Origin of the sequence: Bacillus sp. JJ1562, assembly GCF_036962705.1 — a bacterium.
GTDB lineage: Bacteria > Bacillota > Bacilli > Bacillales > Bacillaceae_L > Ferdinandcohnia.
On the sequence record NZ_JBALOQ010000009.1, the window covers coordinates 59,433 to 75,627 of the forward strand.

Here is a 16,195-nt window from a genome sequence, read left to right on the forward strand (position 1 = left end):
AGAGATAGCTTTTTTGATAGGAGAGATTTGATGGAGTTAGCTCAAATTCGGTTAGAATCTCAAAATGCTAAAATAGGAATTCGTACGATTAAGCCTGTTCAGGAAATTCAACAACCAAAAGCAGATTTGTCTATTGAACAGCCAAAGGCAGAGATAACGATACAAACTACACCCGGTAAATTGACAATTGATCAAACTGAAGCCTGGGCAGATATGGATTTGAAGCATATTTTTCGCAGGGTTGCAGAGGCAGCAGATCAGGGATATCAAGATTCTTTAGATGGAATTGCAAGGCGAGTGCAAGAAGGCAATGAACTAATGAAAATCGAAAACGGCGGAAAGCCAATTGCCCAAATTGCCAAAAGAAACAATGAAGGACCGGAGCATCAATTTAATATCGGGTGGATACCTTCTCATTTTAGTGTCAAGACTAGTTATGTTCCTGCAGAGGTAGACATCGAAGTGAGGGTGAATAAGCCAATTATGAATGTAGGGATTAACAAACCAATCCACGAATACACACAAGGAAAAGTAGATATTAGTTTGGAGCAAAGACAATCTCTGAAAATTGATTTCGTTAATTTGAAATATGCCGGTGTAAACTACAAGCAAGAGATCTAAAAATAAGGTTGTGAAATAATGAAAATTAATACGAAATATCATGGTGAAATATCTATCAAGGAAAATGAAATTATTTCTTTTGCAAACGGGATACCTGGATTTTTGGATGAAAAAAAGTTTATAATTCTTCCATTTGGTGAGGGTACTGGAATCTTTATTATGCAGTCGGTTGGGAATCAACAACTTGCATTTGTTGTAACAAACCCGTTTTTCTTTTTTAAGGAGTATGATTTTTCAATCGATGACCAGGTAGTTGAACAGCTTCAACTTGAATCGGAAAAGGATGTTTCGGTTTATGTAATTTTAACAGTTCAAGATCCGTTTGAAAAGACTACGGCGAACTTACAAGGACCTGTTATTCTAAATCATAAAAAGCAAATAGGAAAACAGGTTATATTAACAAATACTTCATATCAAACAAAACACAAGATTTTTGAAAAAGTGTCTGCGAAGTAGGAGGTGGGAGAAATGCTTGTTCTAACCAGAAAAGTCAATGAATCAATAAAAATCGGTGATGATATTGAAATTACAATTTTATCTGTAAGTGGGGAGCAAATTAAAATTGGAATTAATGCACCGAGACATGTTGAAATCCACCGAAAAGAAGTTTATCTCGATATTCAAAATGAAAACAATCAAGCCTCCCAGACTCCAATAGAATTATTGAAGCAAATTAATATTAATTTTAAGAATTCCCGTTAATCGAAAATGATTACGGGTATTTTTTTATAAAAAAATTAATAGAAAAAAATCTAAAAATCTATTAAACAATTACAAAACATGTCGATATTAAGTATGTAAAACAAATACGTACATAAGGCGGCCGACTTTAGTGCTATTTGTCAATAAATCAAATTCCACAAGGATGTGGATTACAAACATTCAAGGAGGAAATAATAATGAGAATTAATCACAATATTGCTGCACTTAACACACATCGTCAGTTAAATGGTGCAACAAATGCACAATCAAAATCAATGGAGAAATTAGCTTCAGGTCTTCGTATTAACCGTGCTGGAGATGACGCAGCTGGTCTTGCAATCTCTGAAAAAATGCGTGGTCAAATTCGTGGTTTAGATCAAGCTTCTCGTAATGCCCAAGATGGTATTTCTTTAATTCAAACTGCAGAAGGCGCATTAAATGAAACCCATTCTATTCTTCAAAGAGTGAGAGAACTAGTGGTACAGGGTGGAAATGGCTTCTTAGGGACTGAAGATTTAGCATCTATTAATGATGAAATAACGGCTCTAAATGCAGAACTTGATGGTATTGCAGAACGTACTGAGTTTAATGGTAATAAATTACTTGATGGTAATTTTGATATAGATGTTCAAATTGGAGCTAATAAAGGGCAACAAATAAACATTAAACTTGCTACAAAAATGGATTCTTCTACTTTAACTGTAAATGGTGTTAAACCTGATGGAACAAAAGGAACATTTGATACTGATATTCAAGCGGTTGATGCAGCTATCAAAACAGTTTCTACAACAAGATCTTCTTTTGGAGCAACACAAAACAGGTTGGAACACACAATCAACAATTTGGATAATGCTTCAGAAAATCTTACTGCAGCGGAATCCCGTATTCGTGATGTAGACATGGCGAAGGAAATGATGGAGCAAACTAAAAACTCTATTCTGGCTCAAGCATCTCAAGCAATGTTGGCTCAAGCTAACCAACAGCCACAAGGTGTTCTTCAATTATTACGTTAATAATTTTTTAAAAAAGGGATTGGGAGTTTCCTAATCCTTTTTTAGTTTTCCATTGATTAAAATAGATTTCTTCCCTTATTGAGGAAATCTATTTTAACTAATGGAACATCGAGAGGAGAGAACAAAATGACTAAAAAAGTAAGTCCATTATTAATCCCGCAATATGTACGTGAATTTTCATGTATTGGTTCTGCTTGTGAAGACTCGTGTTGTGCTGGTTGGCGAGTAAATATTGATGAAGCCACTTATAAAAAATATAAAAAAGCTCAAGATACAGAACTAAAACCCTTATTCCAAAAAAATATTATACGGAACAGATCTAATCCCTCTTCAGATAATTTTGCTAAAATTAAAATGCAAGATGGAGGAAGTTGTTCTTTTTTATCTGAGGAGAAATTGTGTAAGGTACAATTAAATCTTGGTGAAGACTTTTTATCGAATACATGTGCTATCTACCCACGAAGTTTGAATAAAATAAACGGTGTAGTTGAGAAGTCCCTAACAATGTCTTGTCCTGAAGCTGCAAGATTAGCATTATTAAACCCGAATGGAATGGAATTTGATCTGACAGAAGAATTAGGTAATACGCCAGGTTTTATCGCAAGAGAATTAGATACGGGTAATCCGGATTTGATGAATAAACCAATTAAGTATTTCTGGGAACTTCGTAGTTTTACCATACAAGTTCTGCAGGATAGAACATACTCTCTAGATGAACGTCTAATTTTCCTAGGATTATTCTTTAGAAAAGTGCAAGAAGCGGTTGACCATGGTAAATTAGGTTTTATTCAAGATATTATTGCACAATATTCAACTATGATGGTAAACGGAGGAGCGAAATCGGTTTTTTCTACTGACTCGAAACACTTAGCAATTCAAATGGAGATATGCAAGGAGTTACTTGATTATAGAGTAGCACATGGGATAGGAAGCGAAAGATACCAGAAATGCTTATCAGAGACATTACAAGGGATTGAATATACTACTGAATCAAATGTTGAAGCAATCGCAGAAAAATATAAAGTGGCTTTTGAGGAGTACTATAAGCCTTTTATAAGTGAACATGAATATATTCTTGAAAACTATTTAGTAAACTATGTCTTCAAAAGCCTCTTCCCGTTTGGGAATAAAAATATGTTCGAAGATTATGCAATGCTTATCCTGCATTATTCATTGATTAAACTTCATTTAATCGGTATGGCTGGTTTTCATAAGGGACTTACAACAGATTTAATTATTACTCTAATCCAATCATTTTCTAAATCAGTCGAACATAACAATGTATTCTTGAAAAACGCTTTTAAGTTACTGAAGGATAATGGATATACAACAATGGCTTATCTGGCAATACTTATAAAAAACTGACTTTAAAGTATGTAGCTAGCAGGAAGGAGCAAACCACGAACTCCACCATAGCGTGCCTAATTAACTCAAGACTCACAATGCATTAACCAACCAATAACCACTAGGAATTCTACAACTTCTTCGTTAATAAAATTTTAAAGATGGGCGCCTTTATAGGCGACCATTTTTTATAAATTCTCTCAGTTTACACACAATTCCAATACGATCTATTTAATCTTTCATCTATAACTCTATCTTTTTCTCCCATAAATTTTATCCTTAAGATTTCTTTAATTTCCGTTTTTGAAAAGTTTTTGTATCTATCACTGTTTGTTGCTATAACGGCAAAACCCGGATATGAATCTTAGTACTTTTGGGTTTCCTCCTAGAATCTCCAATACAAGTTTGTTTGATAAAACATACTTGGGCAATTAGTGGTGATTGGTGATATCTGTACGTGAACTCTTGTATATTTTGGTAATTTTTCCATCTCCTATAATGCTTGCAAATAGAATGTTAAGTTGAACGTATAATAGTGTATTTAAATTCATGGTTTTCGTCCTCCTTGTTTATATTATAACGAACATACATTCCTTTGATGGGAGATTAATAAAAAATTTGAAGGGTTGATTAAGTGGAATGCTTAACTTTCTCTTATTCCTTCCGATATAACTAATAAAGCCCCGTTTGTTTAGGAGGAAACTATATGTCTATAGATAAAATCTCTTCTAGTACAACGATGAACTACAACACTGATTATTTCCAACAAAGAATGTCTATTGAGACTGAAAGCAGAGGGGAGAACATTGCTCCCCCACAAGAATTCAGAAATCAAAGTGAAAAGCAAGATTCGAAAGAGGATGTCAATCAAGTAATCGATAGCCTGAATAAATTTTTGGAGCCAAATAATACTTCTTTGAGATTTGAGCTACACGAGGATCTAAATGAATATTACGTGACAATCATAAACGATGAGACACATGAGGTAGTTCGGGAGATTCCTTCTAAGAAAATACTAGATATATATGCAGCCATGACGGAGTTTCTTGGTTTTGTTGTAGATAAAAAGATTTAAAGGGGACAATGGACATTTGTCCCAAAAGATATAAGGTGGTGAGCGCCAATGGTAAGAATTGGTGGATTAGCAAGTGGGATGGATATCGACTCAATTGTTAAGGATTTGATGAAAGCCGAACGTATCCCATTAGATAAGATGCATCAAAAAAAGCAATATCTTGAATGGCAACGTGATGATTATCGTGATATGAACAAGCAATTGCTTGATTTTGATACCTTCATTTTTAATAAGTTAATGATGAATTCGACGTATACGAAAAAGAATATAACTAGCTCAAATGATGCGGCGGTTTCAGCTCGTAGTATTAGTGCAACAAATGAAATTTCAGGTTCTATTACCGTGTTTCAACTTGCAAAAGGTGCTTCCATGCACAGTAAAGATGTTATTGTTACCGATCCCAATCAAAAATTAAGTGAGTTAACTTTTTCTGAAACAAGCATTACCATACAGGCGACAAATAAAGATGGAACCTTAGGCGAAACAGTTATTACTATAGATCCTACACAAGATACAATAAATTCAGTGATTAGTAAAATTAATTCTAACTCTGGTGTGAGTGCGTTTTTTGATAGTGTTACTGGAAAGGTATCATTAACAACAAAATACACTGGGGATGTTAAGGACCAACCTGAAATAGTGCTTACTGGTTCCTTTTTTACTGATTTACTTCAACTGGAGCCTAACAATCTTGAGGCTATGGCTGCAGGAAATGGCTCAGTCGGACAGAACGCAATGTTTAATTATAACGGCTTGGTAACAACACGTAGTTCAAATACATTTCAAATTAATGGCTATGAGTATACATTAAAACAAGTAACAGGTGATATAAATACCTTAACCGGACAAGCAGTAACATTTTCTTCTTCTCCTGATGTGGATTCAATACTATCTACAATAGTTTCGTTCGTAGATAAATACAATGAATTAATTACGAATATCAACTCAAAAACAATTGAAAAGTCGAATCGCAATTATCAGCCTCTTACGGATGCTCAGAAAGAGGATATGACGGAAGACCAAATTGAAAAATGGGAAAAGGAAGCGCGCAAAGGAACCCTTTACCGTGATTCTATTTTAATCTCAAGTACAAATAAAATGAGGCAGCAATTATATACGCCTATATCGGGTACTGGAACAGGGTTTGACCAACTATCGGATATTGGTATTACAACATCTAAAAACTATTTGGATAAAGGAAAGTTGATCATTGACGAAGGCAAACTTCGTGAAGCTATCTCCAATAATCCAAATACCATTTATGAGCTTTTTCAAAAAGATGGGCCTACAACGGAAGAAAAAGGAATCGCAAGGAGACTTAGAGATTCTATAAAAGAAACGATGAGTGGAATAGAACTGAAAGCTGGTAAAGCCTTTTCTGAAAATAATTCATTTACTATTGGTCGAAATCTGGATAATGTGGACGATCGGATAGATAGTTTTGCGGCTCGATTACTCAAAATTGAGGATCGCTATTGGCGTCAATTTACTGAAATGGAAAAAGCTATTCAGCGTGCAAACTCACAGTCGGCGTTTTTAATGCAACAGTTTAGCTATTAAAAGGGAGTGTAAGAAATGGCGATAGGTAACCCATATCAAGCGTATCAAACTAATACCGTCACAACAGCTTCGCCTGGAGAGCTAACTTTAATGCTGTATAACGGTTGTTTAAAATTTATTAAGCTTTCTAGAAAAGCAATTGAAGAAAAAAACATTCAAGAAAAAAATAAAAATCTTCAAAAGGCGCAAAATATCATTAGAGAACTGATGGTTTCACTTGATCCAAATGTTGAAGTATCTAAGACCATGATGACCATGTATGACTATATCAATCGCCGGTTAATCGATGTTAATATCAAAAATGACTTAGATGTTCTTTCTGAAGTTGAAGGTCTTGTAACTGAATTCCGTGACACGTGGAAACAAGTTATTCAAATTAACCGTCAACGACAGCATGTTCAAGGCGGGCAAGTGTAGTGAATGCACTAGACTCTCTTTCTAGGGTTACAGAAAAGCTATTAGACATAGTTTCACAACCAATCCCAAAAGAGAAACGGGAAGAAGAGATCGAAAGAATTAACACCTTTTTAGATTCACGTGAAACCCTGATTCCAGAGATTAAGCCACCTTTTACTGAAAAAGAAAAACAATTAGGCGCTGAAATTGTTCGTATGAATAAAATCATTGATGCTAAATTAGCAGAATTCAAACTCGAGATTCAGATGGATTTAGCCCAATTGAAAAAAAGTAAAGCATCTTCAAAAAAATATTCTAATCCTTATCAATCAGGACCAGATGATGGAATGTTTTTCGATAAAAGAAAATAGAGTTCATACCGAGTAGTGCATACGCTACTCGGTTTATTTTGCTAGATTTTTCTGTTAAATAAGGATAAATTGACTATAACTAGTAAAATAGACCTTTTCAATTCGTTAGGAAAATAGTATGATAATAGGTAATGAATAACAAAAAACCAAAGTGAAAAAGGCAAACTATGGGAAATCATAGGACGCAAAGCCAAGGGCCTGACCCACAACATGTGGATGGTAGCCGGTTGCCACAAGGACTCATAGTCTATCTACCTATGAACCTTGTACGAGGTTCTTTTTCTTTTGGCTTTTTTTAGAAAGGTAGGACTAAAGAATGAAGAAAATCTTAAAAAGAAATGTTACTTTTCTCGCATTGCTTCTAATGGTTGTTCAATTATTTTTCCCATTGGGCAATGCACTCGCTAGTGGTAGTATGTTGCCTCCAAGCGATATTTCATATCAGGAGGTAACTCCAGATGATATTAAACTCAATTGGAATTCTGTATATGGAGCAATTGGATACAACATCTACGAAATAACTGATGGACAGCTTATTTTAAAAGATAAGGTGAATTCTAATAGTTATCTAATGAAGGATCTTCCAGAAGGTACCTATACATTTGTTATTTCAACCCTAAATTCGGATGGGGAGTCTGGACCAAGTGCTCCTATCAGTTTTACTGTTACATATCCAGAGATGGTCGAGCCATCCAATCTTTCATTTAAAATTTCGAACGGAAACAATGTTGTTTTATCCTGGGATGCACTTAAATATGCAGAATCATACAATCTTTATCAGGTTTCTGAGGATGGGCAGCTTACGTTACTAGCTTCTCCAACAAAGAATACTCATACAATTACGAACGTAGCAGAAGGAAACTATCAATATGCTGTTTCTGCGGTTAACTCTTTATATGGAGAATCCCCTGTTTCAGCGCAAATACCTGCTGAGGTGGTTCATCCAGAGATGGAAACACCGAGTAATTTCAAATATTCTATTACAAATGGAAATGACGTTACCTTCAGTTGGACATCAGTTCCTTTTACAACAGAATATAGACTATATAAAATTACCGATAATGGTAAAGAACTAATTGAAAAAACTGATAAGACATCTATAAAACTAACAAATGTAGCACCCGGCAGCTATAAGTATGAAGTTCAGTCATATAGTGACCGTTTTGGTGAGTCAAATGGTGGAGAAGTTTTAGCCGTCGTTGTAAATGAAATCACAATGGAGGCACCAGCCAATTTTTCATACCAATTACTAAATCTTAATGATATAAAGCTAACTTGGAACAGCGCTCCAAATGCTACTAGCTATAAAATCTATCAAATTATCGATGGAGAAAAAGTATTAAAAAGTACAGTTTCTACTACGACTACCACATATTCTAAATCAGAAGCTGGTGAGTATGAATTTGAAATCCATTCTTACAATGCTAGATTTGGAGAATCATTAGAGGGTTCGAGAGTTTCATTAACGATTGATCACGTTGAAATGCAGGCACCGAGCAAAGTTACCTCTTATGTAAAAAATGGAAATGACGTAGTGCTAGAATGGGAACCAACTTCTAATACGACCAATTATTATGTTTACCAAGTGAAAAATGACGGCTCTAAGGTGAATGTAAGAACATTATCAAGTACTTCTACTACGACTACTTTTGGAAATATGGCAGAAGGCAATTACAAATATGTAGTACACTCCTATTCATCTCGGTTTGGCGAATCAGCAGTTGGAACTGAAACAACTGTTTCAGTTGTTCATCCTGAAATGACTGCACCAACAAATGTTACGAAGACAATGAAGAGTGAGACATCATTTAGTCTAGAATGGGATGCAGTTGAGCATGCAACATCCTATAAGATTTATCAGATTGAAAATGGAGAAAAGGTTCTTAATGCAACTACGATTAGTACTAATAGAACTTTCTCAAATATGTCTGCTGGGGACTACACATATGAGATTTACTCTCTTTCCTCAAAATTTGGTGAATCTAAAGTAGGTACTCAAGTAAGTGTTACAGTCGAAGGACTGACAATTAAAGCACCAACAGATCTAAAATATGAAATCCGAAATGGAAACGATATTTTTCTTTCATGGACGGGTGCAGAATTCGCTACAAATTACAATGTTTATCAGGTAATTGATGGAGAAAAGGTTCTCTTAAAAAATTCAAGCTCAATAACAACAACTATCTCGAACCAGCCGGAAGGAGACTATCATTTCGTTGTTCATTCAAACTCTACGATCCATGGCGAATCAAAATTTGGAGCAGAAATACTTGCGAATCTGGTTCATCCAAAAATGGAGAAACCAGCTAAACCTAGCTATGTATTATTAAATGGAAATGATATAAGGCTTTCTTGGGAAAAGGCAGAGTATGCGGATTCTTATAATTTGTATGAGGTAATGGGTGAACAAAAGGAACTCGTTAAAAAAGATATTACTTCGAATTCATATCAAGTAAGTAATGTATCTGAAGGAAAACATTCATATGTTGTACATTCTGTAAGTAAACGTTTTGGGGAATCAGTAGAGGGAAGTCTTGTTTCTTTAGAAGTAATACATCCAACTATGCAAGCACCTGAAAACTTAACAACTAATATTTTGTATGGTAACGACATTCAATTAAAGTGGACGGCATCAGATTATGCAAAGAACTACAATGTATATCAAATTATTGATGGTAAAAAAGTATTACAAAGAACAATAACAGGAACTAGTGTAACGTTTACAAATCAACCTGAAGGTGACTACGAATACGAGGTTCATTCATCCAGTGACCGTTTTGGAGAATCACCAGAAAGTAGTGCCATTTCGCTTACTTTGATTCATCCAATCATGAAGACGCCTGAGAATGTGACAAACAGTATTTCAAACGGTAATAATATTGTTCTCAAGTGGAATAGTGCAGAATTTGCAACAGGGTATAATCTGTATCAGATTATCGACGGTGACAAGGTATTCCAACGAAAGGTTGGAGGTACGTCATTTACATTTAGTAATATGCCAGAAGGCGAATATGAATATGTCGTGCATTCTTATAGTGACCGTTTTGGAGAGTCTCCTGAGAGTAGTTCGATAGAGCTAACACTAATTTGGCCTGAAGTGCAGCCTACTCAACTAATGGGAGTAGTCAGTGATGTAAACAATATTACACTTACATGGTCAACTGCCGAATGGGCAAGTAGATATCGGGTATATCAAATAACAAATGATAGTCGGAAACTTATTTATGATGGAACAGCAAGAAGCCAAAAAGTTTATAATCTAACCGAGGATACACATTCTTTTGAAGTAATTGGTTATCATACTACTTTTGGTGAGTCTAAACCATCAAACCAGATTACAGAGAAAATTGTCTACCCAATTATGCAACCACCTGTCGCAAGCTTGAAGCTTTTAAGCGACACAAGTGTAAGAATTACCTGGGATTTCGTAACCTATGCAAATGGATACAACATTTATGAAATTATTGATGGCGAGCCAGTTTTAATAGTTGAAAAGGTTAATAACCTATCTTATACAATTAATAATCTTTCATATGCAAATCATGAATATATAGTAACTTCATATAGTAATTCATTTGGAGAATCAGCTCAGTCGAATGTCGTACTTGCTAAATTAATTATCGATGAAGAAGCACCTGTTTCATCAATTGATGCACCGACTGATTGGGTTAATGAGAGTGTTGATGTTAAACTAACTGCTACTGATAACGAGGTAGGTGTTGAAAAAACATTCTATTCTCTAAATAATGGAGAATTCGTTGAAGGGACTACCTTCTCTATTAATGAGGAAGGTCTTCACAAGGTTTCTTATTACTCTGTTGATAAAGTCGGTAATACTGAAAAGGTAAAAACAGCTGAAGTGAAAATCGACAAAACCAAACCAACAACATTATCAAATGTAGAAGATGTTTGGAACAATAAGGATTTCCAAGTAGAACTAACAGCTTCCGACAACTTAAGTAATATTGCTAAAACATTCTATTCATATGATGGTCTTACTTTTGTAGAAGGCGCAAGTTTTACTGTTAAAGAAGAAGCAGAAAATTATATTTTCTTCTATAGCATTGACCAAGCAGGGAATAAAGAAAAGGTCCAGGTTGTTGAAGTTAAAGTGGACAAAACAGCACCAATTACAACTTCTGATGTCCAAAAGGCATGGAGCAACAAAGATGTTCAGGTTGAATTAACAGCAACAGACAACCTAAGTGGCTTAGCACAAACCTTCTATGCTTTAAATGGCTCTGAATATGTAGAAGGAACAAGCTTAACAGTAAGTCAAGAAGGAATAAATGAAGTTTCATTCTACAGTGTTGACGTAGCAGGAAATGTAGAAGATATCCAAACAGTACAAGTTAAGATCGACAAAACAGCACCAGTGACAACAACAAACGTTGAAAATGTGTGGTCTAACGAAGACGTACAGGTTGAGTTAACAGCAACAGACAACCTAAGTGGCGTAGCCCAAACATTCTATGCCATAGACGGCTCTGAATTTGTAGAAGGAACAAGCTTAACTGTAAGTGAAGAAGGCATAACCGAGATATCAGTCTACAGTGTTGACCAAGCTGGAAATGTTGAAGAAATCCAAATAGTACAAGTCAGAATTGACAAAACAGCACCAGTGACAACATCAAATGTACTAGATGTTTGGAACAACAATGACTTCCAACTAGAACTAACAGCAACAGACAATCTAAGCGGTGTAGCCCAAACATCCTATTCCATAAACGGATCCGAGTTTGTAGATGGTACAAGCTTAACAGTAAGTGAAGAAGGTATTACCGAAGTATCATTCTACAGTGTAGATAACGCTGGTAATAAAGAAGAAGCCCAAACAGTACAAGTTAAAATCGACAAAACTTTACCAACCATTGACCTAGACGTAGCAGACGAATATGCGCTAGGAACAGATTTGAAATTAGCATATACTGCATCTGATAATCTATCTGGAATAGCACATGAACAAATGACTGTTAATGGTCAAATTGTTCAAAACGGTGGAAATGTTTCATTCGATCGACCAGGAAAATATGCAATTGAAGTTGAAGCAACAGACCATGCTGGATGGACAACAAAGGTTACAAAAACGATCCTTGTTTATATTCCGGCAACCGTTGAAGTATTGCCTAAGGTTATGAATGGAAACAAAGGTGATTTCACAGTTCAAGTATCGTTACCAATGGGTTATAGCTCTAAAGACTTTGATTTAGATGAAGTGACCCTTAATGGAGTTTCAGCTCTTACATCAAACAAAGGCTATTACCAACAGGCGAAAAAAGGCCAATTCAAATTTGAACGACAAGACTTCTTCTGGGTTCGTGGTCAAATGATTATGAACTTCGAAGGGAAACTAGGAGAATTTGTTGTAAAAGGCCAAGCAGAGGTAAAAGTAATTAAATAATTATTAAGAGGGCAGCCAAATTTAGTATTTACTAAATTTGGATGCCTTTTAAGTTTCTTTTTATCAAAAATATCACACACACTTGGAGCTAGAATAATAGTTAGAGCAATTCAGTTTTATATATGCACCATTGCTCAAATAAGCAAGCTACAGTAATAATTCCCCTCCATTTTCATCCATAAAAAAGTGGAGAGTCAGTAAAAGATCACTGCTCTCCAAGGTTTTCAATGTAGTTCTATTTTATTATTGATGCACCACGATATTATCAAACACTCGAACCCCAGCCTCTGCCACTTGAACATCATGAGGAACCGTACTACCGCTGACACCTACAGCTCCTACCACTTTTCCATCACTGACAAGAGGGATTCCGCCGCCGAATACGACAAGGCGACCGTTGTTTGTTGTGTTCAACCCATAAAGTTCAGCTGCAGGAACCGTTGCGTCGGCTAAGTTTGAAGTTGGCATTTTTAATGCTACAGACGTCCAAGCCTTATTTTGGGCAATGTCAATGCTGGCTAACCAAGCATCATCCATCCGGTGAACCGCAATTAGATTTCCACCTTCATCCACGACTGAAATCACCATGGAAACTCCAATTTTTTTTGCTTCTTCTTCTGCACCTGCAATTATCTTTTTCGCTACATCTAACGTGATTTTACTCATAACAACGCCTCCTAATTTTATTTATTTACTTAAAAATCCATGAGGATCAATGACAAATTTCTTGGAAGCTCCTTGATCAAATTCAGCGTATGCAGCTGGTGCTTGATCTAAGGAAATCAGAGTTGCATTTACAGCTTTCGCAATTTGCGCTCTTCCACTTAGGATCGCCATCATTAAGTCGCGGTGATATTTCATCACTGGTGTTTGGCCAGTCACGAAAGTATGTGCTTTCGCCCAACCAAGACCCAAACGAACTTTTAAGGTACCGATTCTCGCATCCTCATCGACACCACCTGGATCACCTGTAACATATAGACCTGGAATACCAAGTCGGCCACCGGCACGGGTAACTTCCATAATTGAGTTTAATACCGTAGCAGGTGCTTCGCCGGCACCAGCACCATGTCCGTGTGCTTCAAAACCAACACAGTCAATTGCACAATCCACCTCTGGAATTCCCAGAATTTGCTCGATTTGCTCGCCGAGATCTGGATGCTCTCTAAGGTTTACAGTTTCACAGCCAAAGCTTCTCGCTTGTGCAAGTCGCTCATTATTTAAGTCACCAACGATTACAACAGAGGCGCCTAGAAGTTGAGCTGAATGGGCAGCAGCTAAGCCTACAGGACCAGCTCCAGCAACATATACTGTAGAACCAGGCTTCACGCCAGCACTCACCGCACCGTGATAACCTGTCGGAAATATATCAGAAAGCATTGTTAAATCAAGAATTTTTTCTAAAGCTTGATCTTTATCTGGAAATTTCAGCAATTGGAAGTCTGCATAGGGAACCATGACATACTCGGATTGTCCACCAACCCATCCTCCCATGTCCACATAACCATATGCAGAGCCAGGGCGATCTGGGTTCACATTTTCGCAAATATGTGTGTGTTGTTCTTTACAACTACGGCAACGACCGCAAGCAATATTAAAAGGAACGGATACAAGATCCCCTTTTTTAATAAACTCGACATCGCGTCCTACTTCAATGACTTCACCTGTAATTTCATGACCAAGTACAAGTCCCTCTGGAGCAGTTGTCCGCCCCCGAACCATGTGCTGATCACTTCCACAAATATTGGTTGTAATGACTTTTAGAATAACTCCATGCTCACACTTACGACCGATATTTAAAGGATTTACCCCCGGCCCATCTCTAAGGATTAAGTCTGGATAGCTAATATCTTCAATACCTACACGTCCTGGACCTTTGTAAACTACAGCTCTGTTTCCTGCCATTCTTCTTTCCTCCAATCTTTTTACGCAAATAAGAGATTTTAGATTTTATAGGATGATTCCTAAAATTTCCTATCTTACATTCAATTCTAAAAATCTTTTATTTGGAAGAACGCACTTTTTTGTGAGAAGATTACTTAAAGGTTACTTTTGGACTTGAGGGAGGGAAAAGAAACTTATGGATGATTTACGGAGGGAAGTCAGAAAAAAACTTGAGAATGGTGAATTTAATTGTGAAAAGGAATTGACCTTATCGATTATTAGCGGCAAATGGAAGATTACGATTATTTACTATTTAGGAACGGATGGTCCATTACGTTTTAGTGAAATAAAACGGTTATCTCCGAAAATAACACATAAGGTGTTAACGACTCAGGTTCGAGAGTTGGAGGAAGATGGGATTGTTCATCGGAAAGTATACCCCGAGGTTCCCCCAAGAGTGGAATATACATTAACAGAATTAGGCCGAAGCTTAATGCCCATTGTTTTCATGATGTACGATTGGGGAAAAGATAATATAAAATCCTTCACTAATTAAAGAGATCGCCTGTTCGAGAGTTTAACGCAAGTCTATGACATTTAAAAAAGGTTACTTAAAAATCCAATATTTGGACATACTACTACTGAAGAATTCTTCAAGCAATATCATCTTAGAAACCACACAAGTATCATTCATAACTCACCTTAGACAGGCATATATTTTTACACCTACACATATTCTTTACAAATTTACATTAAAAGCAGAATAAGAGCAGCGGTAGGGATTACTATGTCCATTTTTTGGTAGGACGATGTACTTGTCTCAGCGAACCACCAGCGACGCAAAACTGCGGTGGGACAGCAAAATGAGGGACAAAGAAGCTCTCCATGCGTCGCAATCCACCCCGGGACAAAGGACCTGTCCCCATACCCCAGAAATTCACATTTTCTTCATATTTTCTTTACAAAAAAGCAGGAATTGGGGAGGGGTGTGTTGAATTAGTACTTATAACCTTAATTAAAAGAGGTTATATTGTTTCACAGGTTGGAAACTCTAAAGAGGGTCTAGGCTGTGTCCAATGCATTACGAAAGACTAGTGCATGCTAGTCAAGTTAAAAGGAGGAGTTCATGTATGAATTACAACGTTCGTGGTGAAAACATTGAGGTAACTCCAGCATTGCGAGAGTATGTTGAGAAGAAACTTGGTAAGCTTGAACGCTATTTTGACAGCACTCCAGATGCAAATGTAAATGTTAACTTAAAAGTAAATAATGCAAAGGATCAAAAAATAGAGGTTACGGTTCCGATGCCGCAGCTCTTGCTTCGTGCAGAGGAATCTCATGAAGATATGTACGCGGCAATCGACGTTGTGACAGATAAGCTTGAGCGTCAAATCCGTAAGCATAAAACAAAAGTCAACCGCAAGCTTCGTGAAAAGGGGTCTACCAAAGCGATGTTTACTAATGGTGGAGCTGGAACGGCAACAGCTGTTCAGGATGCAGAGGATGAGGATTACGAATTAGTTCGTACGAAGCGTTTTGATTTGAAGCCGATGGATAGTGAAGAAGCGATTCTACAAATGAATATGCTTGGACACAACTTCTTCGTTTTCACAAACGCAGAGACGAATACTACAAATGTCGTGTATCGCCGTAAGGATGGCAAATACGGCATCATCGAACCTAGTTAAATAACGAATTTCCAAGAGCGCAGTCTAATCGATTAGACTGCCTCTTTTTTGAAAAAAATGCACATATTTTTCAATGACTGAATCCAGGACCATCGGCTCTCTGGTCTAGCCAATCGCTTTGGAGGATTAAAAGCACCATT

14 protein-coding genes and 1 riboswitch are annotated in these 16,195 nt (G+C 36.5%); of the genes, 12 read left to right on the forward strand and 2 right to left on the reverse strand.

The annotated features are described in order from the left end of the window. Nucleotides 1-30 precede the first annotated feature (30 nt). The 10 genes from V7097_RS06375 (at nt 31) to V7097_RS06420 (ending at nt 12,483) form a co-directional block, all read left to right on the forward strand. Complete coding sequence (locus tag V7097_RS06375) at nt 31-621, forward strand: DUF6470 family protein (protein ID WP_335702773.1); 591 nt, start codon at nt 31-33, stop codon at nt 619-621. Nucleotides 622-639: 18 nt separating this feature from the next. Then, the gene (fliW, locus tag V7097_RS06380; protein WP_335702774.1) at nt 640-1,077 is read left to right on the forward strand and encodes a flagellar assembly protein FliW; all 438 of its coding nucleotides are present in this window, start codon (nt 640-642) and stop codon (nt 1,075-1,077) included. 12 nt (nt 1,078-1,089) lie between these two features. Continuing rightward, complete coding sequence (gene csrA / locus V7097_RS06385; protein WP_335702775.1) at nt 1,090-1,323, forward strand: carbon storage regulator CsrA; 234 nt, start codon at nt 1,090-1,092, stop codon at nt 1,321-1,323. Nucleotides 1,324-1,520: 197 nt separating this feature from the next. Then, nucleotides 1,521-2,336: a flagellin Hag gene (gene hag / locus V7097_RS06390; RefSeq protein WP_335702776.1), complete on the forward strand. Its 816-nt coding sequence runs from the start codon at nt 1,521-1,523 to the stop codon at nt 2,334-2,336. Between the two features lie 126 nt (nt 2,337-2,462). Further along, nucleotides 2,463-3,701 carry a flagellin lysine-N-methylase gene (gene fliB / locus V7097_RS06395; protein WP_335702777.1) on the forward strand — a complete coding sequence of 413 codons (1,239 nt, stop codon included), beginning with the start codon at nt 2,463-2,465 and terminating at the stop codon, nt 3,699-3,701. A gap of 685 nt (nt 3,702-4,386) precedes the next feature. Then, complete coding sequence (flaG, locus tag V7097_RS06400) at nt 4,387-4,755, forward strand: flagellar protein FlaG (RefSeq protein ID WP_335702778.1); 369 nt, start codon at nt 4,387-4,389, stop codon at nt 4,753-4,755. Nucleotides 4,756-4,803: 48 nt separating this feature from the next. Beyond that, nucleotides 4,804-6,315, forward strand: a complete 1,512-nt coding sequence (locus V7097_RS06405) for a flagellar hook-associated protein 2 (RefSeq protein ID WP_335702779.1) — start codon at nt 4,804-4,806, stop codon at nt 6,313-6,315. 15 nt (nt 6,316-6,330) lie between these two features. Then, nucleotides 6,331-6,732 carry a flagellar export chaperone FliS gene (fliS, locus tag V7097_RS06410; protein WP_335702780.1) on the forward strand — a complete coding sequence of 134 codons (402 nt, stop codon included), beginning with the start codon at nt 6,331-6,333 and terminating at the stop codon, nt 6,730-6,732. Continuing rightward, nucleotides 6,732-7,082, forward strand: a complete 351-nt coding sequence (locus V7097_RS06415; RefSeq protein WP_335702781.1) for a flagellar protein FliT — start codon at nt 6,732-6,734, stop codon at nt 7,080-7,082. The genes fliS and V7097_RS06415 overlap by 1 nt, the downstream gene beginning before the upstream one ends. Before the next feature lie 149 nt (nt 7,083-7,231). Then, nucleotides 7,232-7,317, forward strand: a riboswitch (cyclic di-GMP riboswitch). 81 nt (nt 7,318-7,398) lie between these two features. After that, nucleotides 7,399-12,483 (forward strand): OmpL47-type beta-barrel domain-containing protein, encoded by a 5,085-nt coding sequence (locus V7097_RS06420; protein ID WP_335702782.1) that lies wholly within the window; start codon nt 7,399-7,401, stop codon nt 12,481-12,483. Between the two features lie 243 nt (nt 12,484-12,726). On the opposite strand, the gene V7097_RS06425 is transcribed toward V7097_RS06420, so the two are convergent. Then, nucleotides 12,727-13,149 (reverse strand): GlcG/HbpS family heme-binding protein, encoded by a 423-nt coding sequence (locus V7097_RS06425; RefSeq protein WP_335702783.1) that lies wholly within the window; start codon nt 13,147-13,149, stop codon nt 12,727-12,729. A 21-nt stretch (nt 13,150-13,170) separates the two neighbouring features. Continuing rightward, entirely contained in the window at nt 13,171-14,388 is a 1,218-nt protein-coding gene (gene fdhA / locus V7097_RS06430; protein WP_335702784.1) for a formaldehyde dehydrogenase, glutathione-independent, read from the reverse strand. 175 nt (nt 14,389-14,563) lie between these two features. On the opposite strand from fdhA, the gene V7097_RS06435 reads away from it, so the two are divergent. Beyond that, the gene (locus V7097_RS06435) at nt 14,564-14,923 is read left to right on the forward strand and encodes a winged helix-turn-helix transcriptional regulator (RefSeq protein WP_335702785.1); all 360 of its coding nucleotides are present in this window, start codon (nt 14,564-14,566) and stop codon (nt 14,921-14,923) included. A gap of 574 nt (nt 14,924-15,497) precedes the next feature. Further along, nucleotides 15,498-16,055 carry a ribosome hibernation-promoting factor, HPF/YfiA family gene (gene hpf / locus V7097_RS06440; protein ID WP_335702786.1) on the forward strand — a complete coding sequence of 186 codons (558 nt, stop codon included), beginning with the start codon at nt 15,498-15,500 and terminating at the stop codon, nt 16,053-16,055. Nucleotides 16,056-16,195 lie beyond the last annotated feature (140 nt).

Coding starts and splice junctions, on each gene's coding strand:
- V7097_RS06375 (WP_335702773.1), top strand. CDS start 31: ATGGAGTTAGCTCAAATTCGGTTAGAATCTCAAAATGCTAAAATAGGA.
- fliW (WP_335702774.1), top strand. CDS start 640: ATGAAAATTAATACGAAATATCATGGTGAAATATCTATCAAGGAAAAT.
- csrA (WP_335702775.1), top strand. CDS start 1,090: ATGCTTGTTCTAACCAGAAAAGTCAATGAATCAATAAAAATCGGTGAT.
- hag (WP_335702776.1), top strand. CDS start 1,521: ATGAGAATTAATCACAATATTGCTGCACTTAACACACATCGTCAGTTA.
- fliB (WP_335702777.1), top strand. CDS start 2,463: ATGACTAAAAAAGTAAGTCCATTATTAATCCCGCAATATGTACGTGAA.
- flaG (WP_335702778.1), top strand. CDS start 4,387: ATGTCTATAGATAAAATCTCTTCTAGTACAACGATGAACTACAACACT.
- V7097_RS06405 (WP_335702779.1), top strand. CDS start 4,804: ATGGTAAGAATTGGTGGATTAGCAAGTGGGATGGATATCGACTCAATT.
- fliS (WP_335702780.1), top strand. CDS start 6,331: ATGGCGATAGGTAACCCATATCAAGCGTATCAAACTAATACCGTCACA.
- V7097_RS06420 (WP_335702782.1), top strand. CDS start 7,399: ATGAAGAAAATCTTAAAAAGAAATGTTACTTTTCTCGCATTGCTTCTA.
- V7097_RS06425 (WP_335702783.1), bottom strand. CDS start 13,149: ATGAGTAAAATCACGTTAGATGTAGCGAAAAAGATAATTGCAGGTGCA.
- fdhA (WP_335702784.1), bottom strand. CDS start 14,388: ATGGCAGGAAACAGAGCTGTAGTTTACAAAGGTCCAGGACGTGTAGGT.
- V7097_RS06435 (WP_335702785.1), top strand. CDS start 14,564: ATGGATGATTTACGGAGGGAAGTCAGAAAAAAACTTGAGAATGGTGAA.
- hpf (WP_335702786.1), top strand. CDS start 15,498: ATGAATTACAACGTTCGTGGTGAAAACATTGAGGTAACTCCAGCATTG.